The organism is Streptomyces sp. NBC_01485, from assembly GCF_036227125.1.
Lineage (GTDB): Bacteria > Actinomycetota > Actinomycetes > Streptomycetales > Streptomycetaceae > Streptomyces.
Genome location: NZ_CP109435.1, coordinates 7,011,584 through 7,025,322 on the forward strand (window position 1 = coordinate 7,011,584; position 13,739 = coordinate 7,025,322).

The following is a 13,739-nucleotide window of genomic DNA, read 5'->3' on the forward strand; positions in this document are numbered from 1 at the left end:
AGAGGAGCCCGCCGTGCATGCCGTCGAGACCGACGCCGCCCCCCGTCCGGCCCCTGCCCTCGGCATCGGCGACTGGGGGCCCACCGCCACCCCCGTGGGCGTGTTCCGCCTCGTCCCCGTCAGGATCGAGCGGGACCTCTCCCTCGTCGGCCGGTGGATGAACGACCCCGCTGTCGCGGCGTTCTGGGAGCTGGCCGGGCCCGAACCTGTGACCGGGCGGCACCTGCGCCGTCAACTCGCCGACGACGGGCACAGCGTCCCGTGCCTCGGCGTGCTGGAGGGGCGGCCCATGAGCTACTGGGAGATCTACCGGGCCGACCTCGACCCACTGGCGCGGCACTATCCGGCCCGGCCGCACGACACCGGGATCCACCTGCTCATCGGCGGTGGCGCCGACCGTGGGCGAGGACTCGGCAGCCTTCTGCTGAGAGCCGTCGCCGACCTTGTCCTCGACAGGAGACCTGCGTGTGCCCGCGTCGTCGCCGAACCCGACCTTCGCAACATTCCGTCCATCGCCACCTTCCTGAGCGCTGGGTTCCGGTTCTTCGCCGAGGTCGACCTGCCCACCAAGCGGGCGGCTCTCATGGTCCGGGACCGGCCCCTGCGCAATCTTTTGTGACGCTCTGTAATCACGCCGTCACTTCTGGAACGTCGCGCGCGCTCGTCCGGTTCCCGCTGACGCCCCCCTCTTTCGCCCCCTCCGAGAAACCCACCGTCTTGATCCCTTCTCTCCCGTCCGCCTCGACCACCCGTTTGTCAGTGCCGCGCCGTAGGGTGGTCGCGCTATGACGAAGCCCTCACTCCCTGAACTCCTGCACGCTGCCGTCACCGCCGTCGGCGGCACGGAGCGCCCCGGCCAGGTGACCATGGCCGAAGCCGTCGCCGAGGCGATCGACGAAGGCTCCCACCTGCTGGTCCAGGCCGGCACCGGCACCGGTAAGTCGCTCGGCTACCTCGTGCCCGCGCTCGCGCACGGCGAACGCGTCGTGGTGGCGACCGCCACGCTGGCCCTGCAACGCCAGCTCGTGGAGCGCGACCTGCCGCGTACTGTCGACGCGCTGCATCCGCTGCTGCGCCGGCGCCCGGAGTTCGCGATGCTCAAGGGCAGGTCGAACTACCTGTGCCTGCACCGCCTGCACGAGGGCGTCCCGCAGGACGAGGAGGAGGGCCTCTTCGACCAGTTCGAGGCGGCCGCACCCACCAGCAAGCTCGGCCAGGACCTGCTGCGGCTGCGGGACTGGTCGGACGAGACCGAGTCCGGTGACCGCGACGACCTCACGCCCGGCGTGTCCGACCGGGCCTGGGCCCAGGTGTCGGTGTCCTCCCGGGAGTGTCTGGGCGCCACCAAGTGCGCCTACGGGGCGGAGTGCTTCGCGGAGATGGCTCGTGAGCGCGCCAAACTGGCCGAGGTCGTCGTCACCAACCACGCCCTGCTCGCCATCGACGCCATCGAGGGCGCCCCGGTCCTCCCGCAGCACGAGGTGCTGATCGTCGACGAGGCGCACGAGCTGGTCTCGCGGGTCACCGGTGTCGCCACCGGCGAGCTCACTCCCGGTCAGGTCAACAGGGCCGTGCGCCGGTCGGCGAAGCTGGTCAACGAAAAGGCGGCGGACCAGTTGCAGACCGCCGCCGAGGGCTTCGAGCGGCTCATGGAGCTGGCCCTGCCCGGCCGCCTGGAGGAGATCCCCGAGGACCTCGGCTACGCCCTCATGGCCCTGCGCGACGCCGCCCGGACGGTCATCTCCGGCATCGGCGCGACCCGCGACAAGTCCGTCCAGGACGAGGACGCGGTCCGCAAGCAGGCCCTCGCCTCCGTGGAGACCGTGCACGACGTGGCGGAGCGGATCACGAACGGCTCCGAGTGGGACGTCGTCTGGTACGAGCGGCACGACCGCTTCGGCGCCTCCCTGCGCGTCGCCCCCATGTCCGTGTCGGGCCTGTTGCGGGAGAAGCTCTTCGCGGACCGCTCCGTGACCCTGGCCTCGGCCACCCTGAAGCTGGGCGGGGACTTCAACGGCGTGGGCGCCTCGATGGGCCTCGCCCCGGAGGGCACGCAGGGCGAGGACGTCCCGCAGTGGAAGGGCCTCGACGTCGGCTCGCCCTTCGACTACCCCAAACAGGGCATCCTGTACGTCGCCAAACACTTGTCACGCCCCGCGCGGGACGGCGACCGCGGCGACATGCTGGACGAACTGACCGAACTGATCCAGTCGGCCGGCGGACGCACCCTCGGCCTCTTCTCCTCCATGCGGGCGGCACAGCTCGCCGCCGAGGAACTGCGAACCCGCATCCCCCAGTTCCCGATCCTCCTCCAGGGCGAGGAGACCCTCGGCGAGCTGATCAAGAACTTCTCGGCGGACCCGAAGACGTGCCTGTTCGGCACGCTGTCGCTCTGGCAGGGGGTCGACGTCCCCGGTGCCAGTTGCCAACTGGTCGTCATGGACAAGATCCCGTTCCCGCGCCCGGACGACCCCCTGATGAGCGCCCGCCAGAAGGCGGTGGAGGACGCCGGCGGCAACGGCTTCATGGCCGTCGCCGCCACACACGCGGCGCTCCTCATGGCACAGGGCGCGGGGCGTCTCGTAAGGGCGTCGGGGGACCGCGGCGTGGTCGCCGTACTGGACCAGCGGCTGGCGACGGCCCGTTACGGGAGCTACCTGAAGGCGTCCCTGCCGGACTTCTGGTACACCACGGACCGCAACCAGGTCCGCAGGTCGCTCGCGGCGATCGACGCGGTGGCCAAGCAGGCAGAAGCAGAGTGACAGCAGGAACGTAGTGAAAGCGCGGGTGCAGCGAAGGCGGGGGCCGTCCCTGAACGAACCGGGACGGCCCCCGCCTTCACTGCACACCTTGGGTACAACACAGGGCCCCGGAACCGGCGCAGGGATCCCGGGGCCCAGTCACAGGGGGGTGGACGGGGGAAGCCCGCCCGCCGCCGTGTTCAGACGCGGCGGAGTACGGCCACCACCTTGCCGAGGATGGTCGCGTCGTCGCCGGGAATCGGCTCGTACGCCGCGTTGTGCGGGAGCAGCCACACATGGCCGTCCTCGCGCTTGAAGCGCTTGACGGTGGCCTCGCCGTCGAGCATCGCGGCCACGATGTCGCCGTTCTCGGCGACGGGCTGGCGGCGGACGGTGACCCAGTCGCCGTCGCAGATCGCGGCCTCGATCATCGAGTCGCCGACGACCTTCAGCACGAACAGCTCACCGTCGCCGACCAGTTGCCGCGGGAGCGGGAAGACGTCCTCGACGGACTCCTCGGCGAGGATCGGGCCACCGGCGGCAATCCGGCCGACCAGCGGAACGTACGAAGCGGCGGGCTTGCCGGCGGTGTCCGTGGCCTGCACGGAGGAGGCCTGGTCGGAGCCGCGCACCTCGTACGCGCGCGGGCGGTGCGGGTCGCGGCGCAGGAAGCCCTTGCGTTCCAGCGCCATCAACTGGTGTGCGACCGAAGAGGTGCTGGACAGGCCGACCGCCTGACCGATCTCCCGCATCGACGGCGGATAACCGCGCCGTTGCACGGAGTCCCTGATGACTTCGATCACTCGGCGCTGCCGGTCCGTGAGTCCCGAGCTGTCCGCGCGGATGCCTGGAGGTCGGCCCGGCAGCGAGCGCTTGTGCACCTCGGGATTCATGGCTTCGTTCATCGCATGCACCGGCTCGAGTCGGCCCTGGGAGCGGTCCTGGGCAGTGATGGTGGCACTGTCTGCGGTGGTGGTCACGTCGGCCCCTCTCGGTTGTCTCCCTGCTGGACAACGGTAGTTGCTTTCGAAAGGTTGCGCCAAACACACGTTCGAGTGAAAAAGCGTGGATAGCCTGACTTGATCATGTGTCTGGGTGTATGGCTAACGCGGTCCCGGGTGGATAAAGGGCTGATCGTTGTACCCTTCACCGCCGAGGCCGATGACCTGGTGAGGCGTGGCCCAGTCTGCCATCCGGCCTCCCGTCGGCCGGGGACCGGCCCCACTCTGTGCGAGAGTCCCACTTCTCCTCCCCGCGGCGCCCACGGTATCGCCGTAAGTGCCGGGGCGATACGGCTGTACGCGCGCGTGCGCGGGTGGATTTCGGGTGCTCGGCGTGACGGCGGGATCGCGTGCGGTGAGCGCGGTCGGTGCGACACGCGATACGGCCTGGATGTATGGGCCAAGCCCCACATGTAGTGGTTGGATTGCATCAGCAGCCCAGAAGTTGTGGTCCCCGGTGTCTTCGGGTGCTCGCGGATCCCCTATGCTTGGGGCTGCTTCGAGGGGCCCATGAGGTCCGGCGAGGCCAATGAGTCTGCTGTGAGGAGGGTTGGAGTTCATGCACTGCCCCTTCTGCAGGCACCCCGACAGCCGTGTCGTCGACAGCCGTACGACGGATGACGGCACGTCGATCCGCAGGCGCCGCCAGTGCCCTGACTGCTCCCGTCGTTTCACGACCGTGGAGACGTGCTCGCTCATGGTGGTGAAGCGGTCCGGAGTCACGGAGCCCTTCAGCCGTACCAAGGTCATCAACGGCGTGCGCAAGGCATGCCAGGGGCGGCCGGTCACCGAGGACGCGCTCGCTCAGCTCGGCCAGCGGGTCGAGGAGGCGGTGCGGGCCACCGGAAGCGCCGAGTTGACCACCCACGACGTGGGGCTGGCCATACTCGGTCCGTTGCAGGAGCTCGACCTCGTCGCCTATCTGCGGTTCGCCTCCGTCTACCGGGCGTTCGACTCGCTCGAGGACTTCGAGGCCGCCATCGTGGAACTCAGGGGCCAGACGGGACACCCCGCCGCGGACGACGACGACCGCGAGGACGACGCAGGGGATGTCGTGGGGAGCCGGAAAGACGACGGCGGGCGCGGAGGGACCGTACAGGTCCCCGAGCCCGCCCACGCCGCCGACTGACCGACGGGCCGAACCCGGACCTCAGGTTCGGGGAACGGCCGGGCGGCGGCGGACGAAGACCTGCTGTGGGCGGTAGCGCGTGGACGCCCGCAGTAGCAAGACAGAACACCGTGTCACGGGAACAACGTGGCATTTCTGGGCGTTTTGCCCGTACCAGGGAGGCGGCATGACAGAGACGGCGAGCGGTCCGGCACGAGGTTCCCGAGCCAAGGGCACCAAGACCACCAAGGGCCTGCGTATCGAGCGCATCCACACCACCCCGGGCGTGCACCCGTACGACGAGGTGGTCTGGGAGCGCCGTGACGTCGTCATGACCAACTGGCGCGACGGCTCGATCAACTTCGAGCAGCGTGGCGTCGAGTTCCCCGACTTCTGGTCGGTGAACGCGGTCAACATCGTCACCAGCAAGTACTTCCGGGGTGCCGTCGGCACCCCGCAGCGCGAGACCGGCCTCAAGCAGCTGATCGACCGCATCGTGAAGACGTACACGAAGGCCGGCGAGGACCACAAGTACTTCGCCTCGCCCGCCGACGCCGAGATCTTCGAGCACGAGCTGGCGTACGCCCTCCTGCACCAGATCTTCAGCTTCAACAGCCCCGTCTGGTTCAACGTCGGCACCCCGCAGCCCCAGCAGGTCTCCGCCTGCTTCATCCTGGCCGTCGACGACTCCATGGAGTCGATCCTCGACTGGTACAAGGAAGAGGGCATGATCTTCAAGGGCGGCTCCGGCGCCGGCCTGAACCTCTCCCGCATCCGCTCCTCCAAGGAGCTCCTCTCCTCCGGCGGCAACGCCTCCGGCCCCGTCTCCTTCATGCGTGGCGCCGACGCCTCCGCCGGCACCATCAAGTCCGGTGGCGCCACCCGTCGCGCCGCCAAGATGGTCGTCCTGGACGTGGACCACCCGGACGTCGAGGACTTCATCGAGACCAAGGTGAAGGAGGAGGAGAAGATCCGCGCGCTGCGCGACGCGGGCTTCGACATGGACCTGGGCGGCGACGACATCACGTCCGTCCAGTACCAGAACGCGAACAACTCCGTCCGCGTGAACGACGAGTTCATGACGGCCGTCGAGAACGGCACCGAGTTCGGCCTGCGCGCCCGGATGACCGGCGAGGTCATCGAGAAGGTCGACGCCAAGAAGCTGTTCCGCAAGATGGCCGAGGCCGCGTGGGCCTGCGCCGACCCGGGCATTCAGTACGACGGTGTGATCAACCGCTGGCACACCTGCCCCGAGTCCGGCCGGATCACCGCGTCGAACCCGTGCAGCGAGTACATGCACCTGGACAACACGTCCTGCAACCTCGCCTCGCTGAACCTGATGAAGTTCCTCAAGGACGACAGCAAGGGCACCCAGTCCTTCGAGGCCGACCGCTTCCAGAAGGTCGTCGAGCTCGTCATCACCGCGATGGACATCTCCATCTGCTTCGCCGACTTCCCGACCCAGAAGATCGGCGAGAACACGCGCGCGTTCCGCCAGCTCGGCATCGGCTACGCCAACCTCGGCGCCCTGCTGATGGCCACCGGCCACGCCTACGACTCCGACGGCGGCCGCTCCCTGGCCGGCGCCATCACCTCCCTGATGACGGGCACCGCCTACCGCCGCTCCGCCGAACTGGCCTCGGTCGTCGGCCCGTACGACGGCTACGCCCGCAACGCCGACGCCCACAACCGCGTCATGAAGCAGCACTCCGACGCCAACGGCACGGCCGTCCGCGTGGACGACCTGGACTCCCCGGTCTGGGCCGCCGCCACCGAGGCCTGGCAGGACGTGCTGCGGGTCGGTGAGAGGAACGGCTTCCGCAACTCCCAGGCGTCCGTGCTCGCCCCGACCGGCACCATCGGTCTGGCGATGTCCTGCGACACCACCGGCGTCGAGCCCGACCTCGCCCTGGTCAAGTTCAAGAAGCTGGTCGGCGGCGGCTCGATGCAGATCGTCAACGGCACCGTCCCGCAGGCCCTGCGCCGCCTGGGTTACCAGGAGGAGCAGATCGAGGCGATCGTCGCCCACATCGCCGACAACGGCAACGTGATCGACGCCCCCGGCCTCAAGCCCGAGCACTACGAGGTGTTCGACTGCGCCATGGGCGAGCGCGCCATTTCCCCGATGGGCCACGTCCGCATGATGGCCGCGATCCAGCCGTGGATCTCCGGCGCCATCTCCAAGACGGTCAACATGCCGGAGACTGCGACCGTCGAGGAGATCGAGGAGATCTACTACGAGGCCTGGAAGCTCGGCGTCAAGGCGCTCGCGATCTACCGCGACAACTGCAAGGTCGGCCAGCCCCTCTCCGCGAAGACCAAGGAGAAGGAGAAGACCGAGATCACCGTGAAGGCCGAGGACACGATCCGCACCGCGGTCGAGAAGGTCATCGAGTACCGCCCGGTCCGCAAGCGCCTGCCCAAGGGCCGCCCCGGCATCACGACCTCGTTCACGGTCGGCGGCGCCGAGGGCTACATGACCGCCAACTCCTACCCGGACGACGGTCTCGGCGAGGTCTTCCTGAAGATGTCCAAGCAGGGCTCGACCCTCGCCGGCATGATGGACGCCTTCTCCATCGCGGTCTCCGTCGGCCTCCAGTACGGCGTGCCGCTGGAGACGTACGTCTCGAAGTTCACCAACATGCGCTTCGAGCCGGCCGGCATGACCGACGACCCGGACGTGCGGATGGCGCAGTCGATCGTCGACTACATCTTCCGCCGCCTGGCGCTCGACTTCCTGCCCTTCGAGACGCGCTCCGCGCTCGGCATCCACTCCGCCGAGGAGCGTCAGCGCCACCTGGAGACCGGTTCGTACGAGCCGAACCTCGAGGAGGAGGACATGGACGTGGAGGGCCTCGCCCAGTCCGCCCCGCGCCCGACGGACCTGAAGGCCGTCGTCACCCCCAAGGCCGACGTCGAGGCGGCCGTGCCCGCCCCGAAGCAGGTCCACACCAGCGCCGAACTGGTGGAGATGCAGATGGGCATCCAGGCCGACGCCCCGCTGTGCTTCTCGTGCGGCACGAAGATGCAGCGAGCCGGCTCCTGCTACATCTGTGAGGGCTGCGGTTCGACCAGCGGCTGCAGCTGATGTCGGACACCCGCGGGATGTGAACCAGCCGCCGAGGGCGGTGGAACCGGACAGCGGCTCCACCGTCCTCGGCGTGTTGTGACCCCAGTGCTGACGTGCGCGGCCGTCAGGACTGGCGGACCTGGCCCATGATCCTCGTGAACGTCGCCGGGTCGTCCTCGAAGCCCTGGACGCCGGGGTGGAACGACCACCCGTCGGCCGTCTCGCGTACGAACTCCCCGACCGTCGCCGCGGTCGCGCCGAGGACGCCGCCGAAGTCGTCCTCGGCCAGGACGCCGTAGCCCTCTCGTATCCGGAAGCCGGGGTTGAGCACGCTGACGAAGGTCCGGTGCTCCGGGTTCTGCTGGATGACGACGCCGACGACCACGCGCGCGTACCGCGCGTCCAGGCGGTCGAGTTCCAGCGTCATGACCTCGTCCCAGCCGAAGCCCTTGCCGTCCTTGCTGTCCCGGTTGAGATAGATCGTGCCGTCGGGGGAGCGACTGTCGAAGTGCACCACATAGGCGGGGGCGCCGTTCGGATCGCTCGCCAGGTACGTCGCGGCCACGATGTCCAGGTCGGTGGGCGGCTGCCCCGCCGGACTCGGGTCCCACTTCAGCGACATCTCGATCTTGCGGATTCCCTTGTTGAGGCCGCTCACGGACTTCTCCTCCCCGTATCCCCGTCTGCTGTCGCCCCGAACTGGCCGACCGCCAGGGCGGGTTGTCCATCCTGCCACGCGCGCGTGCGTCGCCGCAGCGCTGCACCGCGTCCAAGGGTGACCAACGCCACGCCCGCTGGCCTTACCATGGCGCGGTGCTGGTCAAGTGGATTCGCTGCACCGTCGTGGACCGCCGCGGTTTCGAACGAGGACAGCGAAAGTGGGCGGGGCTTCTGGGGGAGCCGGGGTTTCGGGGACAGGGCGGGGGCTGGAGCAGAGGGCGGCCCTCCGTCGCGCATGTCTTCGCCTTCTGGGAGAGCCGTGCCTTCTACGACTCCTTCATGGCCCGCTCCCACGATCGGCTGGCGGCGGCGCAGTCGGGCACCTTCAAGGACGCCCAGGTACGCTTGTTCGACTACCGCTTCGACGTGAAGACGGGCTTCGAGCCCCGCTTCACCGACTCCGACCTGGTGCGGGTGGCCCTGTGCGGGGTCCACGAGGAACGCGCCGAGCACTTCACCCTGATGCAGGAGAAGGTGTGGAACCCCGCCATGGCCGGCTCGCCAGGCATGATCCGCGGGCTCTTCGCTGAAGCGCCCGGGCACGAGTTCCTGGTGCTGTCGATGTGGCGCTCGGAGGCCGAGCGCGGAAAGTACCGCACCGAGCGCGTGGAGCGGCTCGCCCTGCGGGCCCAGACGGAGGCGGACATCTCCTCCCTCACCGGTGACATCGTCGAGCTCGAGTCCACCTGGATAGTTTGAAATCCGGACTCACTGCCGGACTCGTCGCCGAGGTCGCCGATCGTGTGTTGTTATGTGCCTTCTGGTGCGGGATAAGTGTGACCTGCGCCGTATGGAGGCCGTACGAGTGCTCGATCCGCCGTGATCCGATCTAGGGTTTTGGCATGGCACGACCACGGCGCATCGTCCTTGTCCGGCACGGGGAGTCAACGGGCAATGTTGATGACACCGTCTACGAGCGTGAACCCGACCACGCACTGGCCCTGACCGAGCAGGGTTGGCGGCAGGCGGAGGAGACGGGAAAGACCCTGCGGGAGGTGTTCGGCCGCGAGCGGGTCAGCGTGTACGTCTCCCCGTACCGGCGCACCCATGAAACCCTCCGCGCCTTCCACCTCGATCCCGAACTCATGCGGGTACGCGAGGAGCCCCGGCTGCGCGAGCAGGACTGGGGAAACTGGCAGGACCGCGACGACGTACGGCTGCAGAAGACATACCGGGACGCCTACGGGCACTTCTTCTACCGCTTCGCCCAGGGCGAAAGCGGAGCCGATGTCTACGACCGGGTCGGCGGCTTCCTGGAGAGCCTGTTCCGCAGCTTCGAGGCCCCCGACCACCCGCCGAACGTGCTCCTGGTGACCCATGGCCTGGCGATGCGGCTGTTCTGTATGCGCTGGTTCCACTGGACGGTCGCCGAGTTCGAGTCCCTCGCGAACCCGGGGAACGCCGAGATGCGGATGCTCGTTCTCGGGGACGACGGCAGGTACACCCTGGACCGGTCCTTCAAGCGCTGGCGAGATCCGGAGCCGTATGGAATCACTGGATAGAGTGACAGAACGATGACCATTGACTACTCTCCCGGCGGGCGCCTGGAGCGCGCCCTGGCCAGTCTGCGCGGCCTCGCCGTGGGTGACGCGCTGGGCTCCCAGTTCTTCGTGCCGGTGAACTATCCCCTGCTGCAGCGCCGCGAGCTGCCGCCCGGCCCTTGGCAGTGGACCGACGACACCGAGATGGCCTGCTCCGTTGTTGCCGTCCTCGCCGCCCACCACCGCATCGATCAGGACGCCCTGGCCCACGCCTTCGCAGAGCACCACGACTTCGACCGCGGGTACGGTCCGGCGGTCAACCGGCTGCTGAGGCTGGTCAGGGAGGGCGCCGACTGGCGCGAACTGTCGGCCGCCCTGTTCAACGGGCAGGGGTCCTGGGGCAACGGCGCCGCGATGCGGATCGCCCCGTTGGGCGCCTGGTACGCGGACGACCCCGAGCAGGCGACCCACCAGGCGGAGATCTCCGCCTACCCCACGCACCAGCACCGGGAGGCCGTGGTCGGGGCCATGGCCGTCGCTGCGGCCGCCGCGCTCGCCGGTGCCCCCGAAGGCCCGCCGAGCGCCGAGGCGCTTCTGGACGGCGTCATCGCACTCGTCCCGAAGAGCGCCGTCGGCGCCGGCCTGCGGCGCGCCAGGGACATGCTCGACTACGCCGACGCGGCCACCGTCGCCGCCGTGCTGGGCTGCGGGAGGCGTACGTCGGCCCATGACACCGTCCCCTTCGCGGTCTGGTCGGCGGCTCGCGCCCTTGGTGACTACGAGGCGGCGTTCTGGACGACCGCGCAGGTCGGTGGGGACGTGGACACCACCTGCGCCATCGTGGGCGGCGTGCTGGCGTCCGGCAAGGCCGGGACGCCTCCAGCGGCGTGGGCGCGGCAGGTGGAGGCGCTGCCGGGGTGGGTGCCCGCGTCCGTGTGAGGCGTGAGGTGTGGCGTTTTTTGAGGCGCCACACGGGTGTGGCAACTCTCGGTGCCCGATGGGAACTCTGCGTGACTGCTCGTGCGTTGTTCCGACATCCGCTGTGCGACGTGTGCGTGCAGGTGGGCGGGTGGGTGAGCGCGAGAGCGATGTAGGGGGTGTACGGGGTGAGCATGTGGTTCGTCTTGTTCGTGATCATGCTGCTGGTTCCGAGCGGTCGGGCGGGCAGGGCCCGGGTGGGCCGACCGGGGAGCGGCGGACGCGCCTGCGCCGTGCCAGGCGGCGACGCTCCGAGGTCGGCCCATGGGGCCGTTCCGTCAACCGACCGTGGAAGCTGTCGTGCCGGACAGCGCCTCCAGGTCGCTCTTGCGGACGCGGATCACGAGCCAGGCTGTCAGGAGGGCGATCGCGGCGATCGCGGCGGCCGGGACAAAGGCCGTCGAGATGCCGTGGGCGAGTACGTCGTGCCCCCAAGGGGCGGGCAGTTGGTGCGTCCTGGTGAACTCGGCCTTCTGTTCCGCGGAACCGTCGGCGAGGAACTTCGGCAGTTGTTTCTCCGCCTCGTTCTTACTGGCCGAGCCGAAGACGGTCGTCAGGATGGACAGCCCGAGCGAACCGCCCACCTGCTGCGTGGCGTTGAGCAGGCCGGAGGCGGCGCCCGCCTCGTGCGGGGCGACACCCGAGACCGCGGTGACCGTCACCGTCACGAAATTCAGGCCCATGCCGAGGCCGAAGACCAGCATCGGTCCGAGCACCCCGCCGACGTAGGAACTGTCCGGGGTGATGAAGGCCTGCCAGGTGAGGCCGATGACCACCAGCGTCGACCCCGTGAGCATGAACGGCTTGGGGCCCAGGTCCGGAAGGAAGCGCTGCGACAGGCCCGCGCCCGTCGCGATGGCGACCGTGACGGGGAGGAAGGCGAGGCCGGCCTTGATCGGGCTGTAGCCGAGTACGTTCTGCACGAACAGGACGATGTAGAAGAACATGCCGAACATGGCCGCGGCGAGGCTCAGCATGATCACGTACGTACCGGAGCGGTTGCGGTCGGCGAACATTTTCAGCGGCGTGATCGGTTCCTTGGCCCGCATCTCCGTGAACACGAAGGCGATCAGCAGGACCAGAGAGGCGCCGAAGGCGCCGAGGGTGAGACTGTCCCGCCAGCCTTCCTCCGCGGCGCGGATGAACGCGTAGACCAGGGAGGCCATGCCGGTCGTCGAGGTCAGCGCGCCGGCGATGTCGAAGCGGCCTGGGTGCCGCTCGGACTCGCTGATGTACAGCGGCGCGAGGGCCGCGATGAGTATCCCGATGGGCACGTTGACGAACAGCACCCAGCGCCAGTCGAGCCACTCGGTGAGCATGCCGCCCGCGAGCAGGCCGATGGCGCCACCGCCCGCGGAGACGGCGGCGAAGACGCCGAAGGCCCGGTTCCGCTCCGGCCCTTCGGGGAACGTGGTGGTGATGAGCGCCAGCGAGGTGGGCGACGCGATGGCGCCGCCCATGCCCTGCAGCGCGCGTGCGGCCAGCAACTGCCAGGGCTCCTGGGCCAGTCCGCCCAGAAGCGAGGCGAAGGTGAAGAGCAGGATGCCGGCCATGAACACCCGACGCCGCCCGAGGATGTCACCGGCCCGGGCGCCGAGCAGCAGCAGGCCGCCGAAGGTGAGCGTGTAGGCGCTGACCACCCAGGTCAGGTCGGTGGTACTGAACTTGAGCGCGTCTTGAATGTGCGGGAGCGCGATGTTCACAATCGTCGCGTCGAGTACCACCATGAGTTGGCAGGCCGCGATCACGGTGAGCGCGATGCCGGGATGCCCCTCCCGGCGGGCGGCGCCCGGTTTCTGATTCTGGGTCAATTGAGAGGTTGTCACTATGGGTCCCCCACAAGAGCGTTAGTGAACGCTGGCGTTCACTGGCTCGACAACGGTAGTGAGTCCTGCATAGTGAACGCAAGCGTTCACTCGCGGCGTCGCCTTTCGGCGTGTCCCCCGTCGCGGTCGCACACTGCCTCGCCCCACCGCGTCATCCCCGCTCCCTCTGCTCGCTGGAGACACTCAGATGGTTACTTCGCGCTGGACGGCCGCCCCCGCTCAGGCGACCTCCCCCCGCCGGCGCGGCGCCGTGCTCGAACGTGCGATTCTCGATGCCGCGCTGGATCAGTTGGGCACCGTCGGCTGGAACGGACTCACCATGGAAGGCGTCGCGGCCGGCGCCCAGACCGGCAAGGCGGCCGTCTACCGCCGCTGGCCCTCCAAGGAGGACCTTGTCGCGGACGCCTTGCGGGCCGGGCTGCCCCGGCTGGACGCCGCCCCCGATCTGGGGAGCGTGCGCGAGGACCTGGTGGCGCTGTGTCGCGAGGCGCGTGACGCGATGTTCTCCCGGCCCGGCTCCGCACTGCGCTCGGTGATTCACGAATGCGATCCAGCTCGGGCGGAGCGCTTCCAGGCCCTGATCCTCGAGGGCGTGGTGGAGCCGACCGTCAGGCTCCTTCATGAGGTCATCAGTCGAGGAATCGACAGGGGTGAGGTGCGGCCGGACGCGGCCAACGGATACGTCTTCGACGCCATTCCGGCCATGATGATGTATCGATCCAAGGTGTGCGCATGCGAATGGAATGATCGTGATCTCGATGAGATGATCGACCAGCTCATGCTGCCGCTGCTCCGACCGGTCGCGCCCTGAGTG

The 13,739-nt window shown here is 68.9% G+C and carries 11 protein-coding genes; 8 read left to right on the forward strand and 3 right to left on the reverse strand.

Going from position 1 to position 13,739, the window contains the following annotated elements:
* Positions 1–13: 13 nt before the first annotated feature.
* Both OG352_RS31800 and OG352_RS31805 read left to right on the forward strand, forming a co-directional pair.
* Positions 14–619 carry a GNAT family N-acetyltransferase gene (locus tag OG352_RS31800; RefSeq protein WP_329221659.1) on the forward strand — a complete coding sequence of 202 codons (606 nt, stop codon included), beginning with the start codon at positions 14–16 and terminating at the stop codon, positions 617–619.
* 166 nt (positions 620–785) lie between these two features.
* Positions 786–2,762: an ATP-dependent DNA helicase gene (locus tag OG352_RS31805; RefSeq protein ID WP_329221661.1), complete on the forward strand. Its 1,977-nt coding sequence runs from the start codon at positions 786–788 to the stop codon at positions 2,760–2,762.
* A gap of 179 nt (positions 2,763–2,941) precedes the next feature.
* Here OG352_RS31805 and lexA read toward each other — a convergent pair whose 3' ends face one another.
* A complete protein-coding gene (gene lexA / locus OG352_RS31810) occupies positions 2,942–3,721 on the reverse strand; it encodes a transcriptional repressor LexA (RefSeq protein ID WP_329221662.1) in 780 nt (259 codons plus the stop codon).
* A gap of 580 nt (positions 3,722–4,301) precedes the next feature.
* Here lexA and nrdR point away from each other — a divergent pair.
* Complete coding sequence (gene nrdR, locus OG352_RS31815) at positions 4,302–4,871, forward strand: transcriptional regulator NrdR (protein WP_329221663.1); 570 nt, start codon at positions 4,302–4,304, stop codon at positions 4,869–4,871.
* Positions 4,872–5,037: 166 nt separating this feature from the next.
* Positions 5,038–7,938, forward strand: a complete 2,901-nt coding sequence (locus OG352_RS31820) for a vitamin B12-dependent ribonucleotide reductase (protein ID WP_329221664.1) — start codon at positions 5,038–5,040, stop codon at positions 7,936–7,938.
* Positions 7,939–8,044: 106 nt separating this feature from the next.
* Here the strand turns inward: OG352_RS31820 and OG352_RS31825 are convergent, their stop codons facing one another.
* A complete protein-coding gene (locus OG352_RS31825; protein WP_329221666.1) occupies positions 8,045–8,656 on the reverse strand; it encodes a TerD family protein in 612 nt (203 codons plus the stop codon).
* A gap of 77 nt (positions 8,657–8,733) precedes the next feature.
* Here OG352_RS31825 and OG352_RS31830 point away from each other — a divergent pair, with 77 nt between their 5' ends.
* From OG352_RS31830 to OG352_RS31840, 3 genes are all read left to right on the forward strand, one after another.
* Positions 8,734–9,339: a YdbC family protein gene (locus OG352_RS31830; RefSeq protein ID WP_329221667.1), complete on the forward strand. Its 606-nt coding sequence runs from the start codon at positions 8,734–8,736 to the stop codon at positions 9,337–9,339.
* Between the two features lie 143 nt (positions 9,340–9,482).
* Positions 9,483–10,142, forward strand: a complete 660-nt coding sequence (locus OG352_RS31835) for a histidine phosphatase family protein (RefSeq protein ID WP_329221669.1) — start codon at positions 9,483–9,485, stop codon at positions 10,140–10,142.
* Between the two features lie 12 nt (positions 10,143–10,154).
* Positions 10,155–11,060: an ADP-ribosylglycohydrolase family protein gene (locus OG352_RS31840; RefSeq protein ID WP_329221671.1), complete on the forward strand. Its 906-nt coding sequence runs from the start codon at positions 10,155–10,157 to the stop codon at positions 11,058–11,060.
* Between the two features lie 317 nt (positions 11,061–11,377).
* Here the strand turns inward: OG352_RS31840 and OG352_RS31845 are convergent, their stop codons facing one another.
* Positions 11,378–12,925 carry an MFS transporter gene (locus OG352_RS31845; RefSeq protein ID WP_329221673.1) on the reverse strand — a complete coding sequence of 516 codons (1,548 nt, stop codon included), beginning with the start codon at positions 12,923–12,925 and terminating at the stop codon, positions 11,378–11,380.
* 187 nt (positions 12,926–13,112) lie between these two features.
* On the opposite strand from OG352_RS31845, the gene OG352_RS31850 reads away from it, so the two are divergent.
* Positions 13,113–13,736, forward strand: coding sequence for a TetR/AcrR family transcriptional regulator (locus OG352_RS31850; RefSeq protein ID WP_329221675.1), 624 nt, complete (start codon positions 13,113–13,115; stop codon positions 13,734–13,736).
* Positions 13,737–13,739 lie beyond the last annotated feature (3 nt).

Bases quoted from the DNA above. Each gene is read 5' to 3' on its own strand.
- OG352_RS31805 (WP_329221661.1), top strand. From the start codon at position 786: ATGACGAAGCCCTCACTCCCTGAACTCCTGCACGCTGCCGTCACCGCC.
- nrdR (WP_329221663.1), top strand. From the start codon at position 4,302: ATGCACTGCCCCTTCTGCAGGCACCCCGACAGCCGTGTCGTCGACAGC.
- OG352_RS31820 (WP_329221664.1), top strand. From the start codon at position 5,038: ATGACAGAGACGGCGAGCGGTCCGGCACGAGGTTCCCGAGCCAAGGGC.
- OG352_RS31835 (WP_329221669.1), top strand. From the start codon at position 9,483: ATGGCACGACCACGGCGCATCGTCCTTGTCCGGCACGGGGAGTCAACG.
- OG352_RS31840 (WP_329221671.1), top strand. From the start codon at position 10,155: ATGACCATTGACTACTCTCCCGGCGGGCGCCTGGAGCGCGCCCTGGCC.
- OG352_RS31850 (WP_329221675.1), top strand. From the start codon at position 13,113: ATGGTTACTTCGCGCTGGACGGCCGCCCCCGCTCAGGCGACCTCCCCC.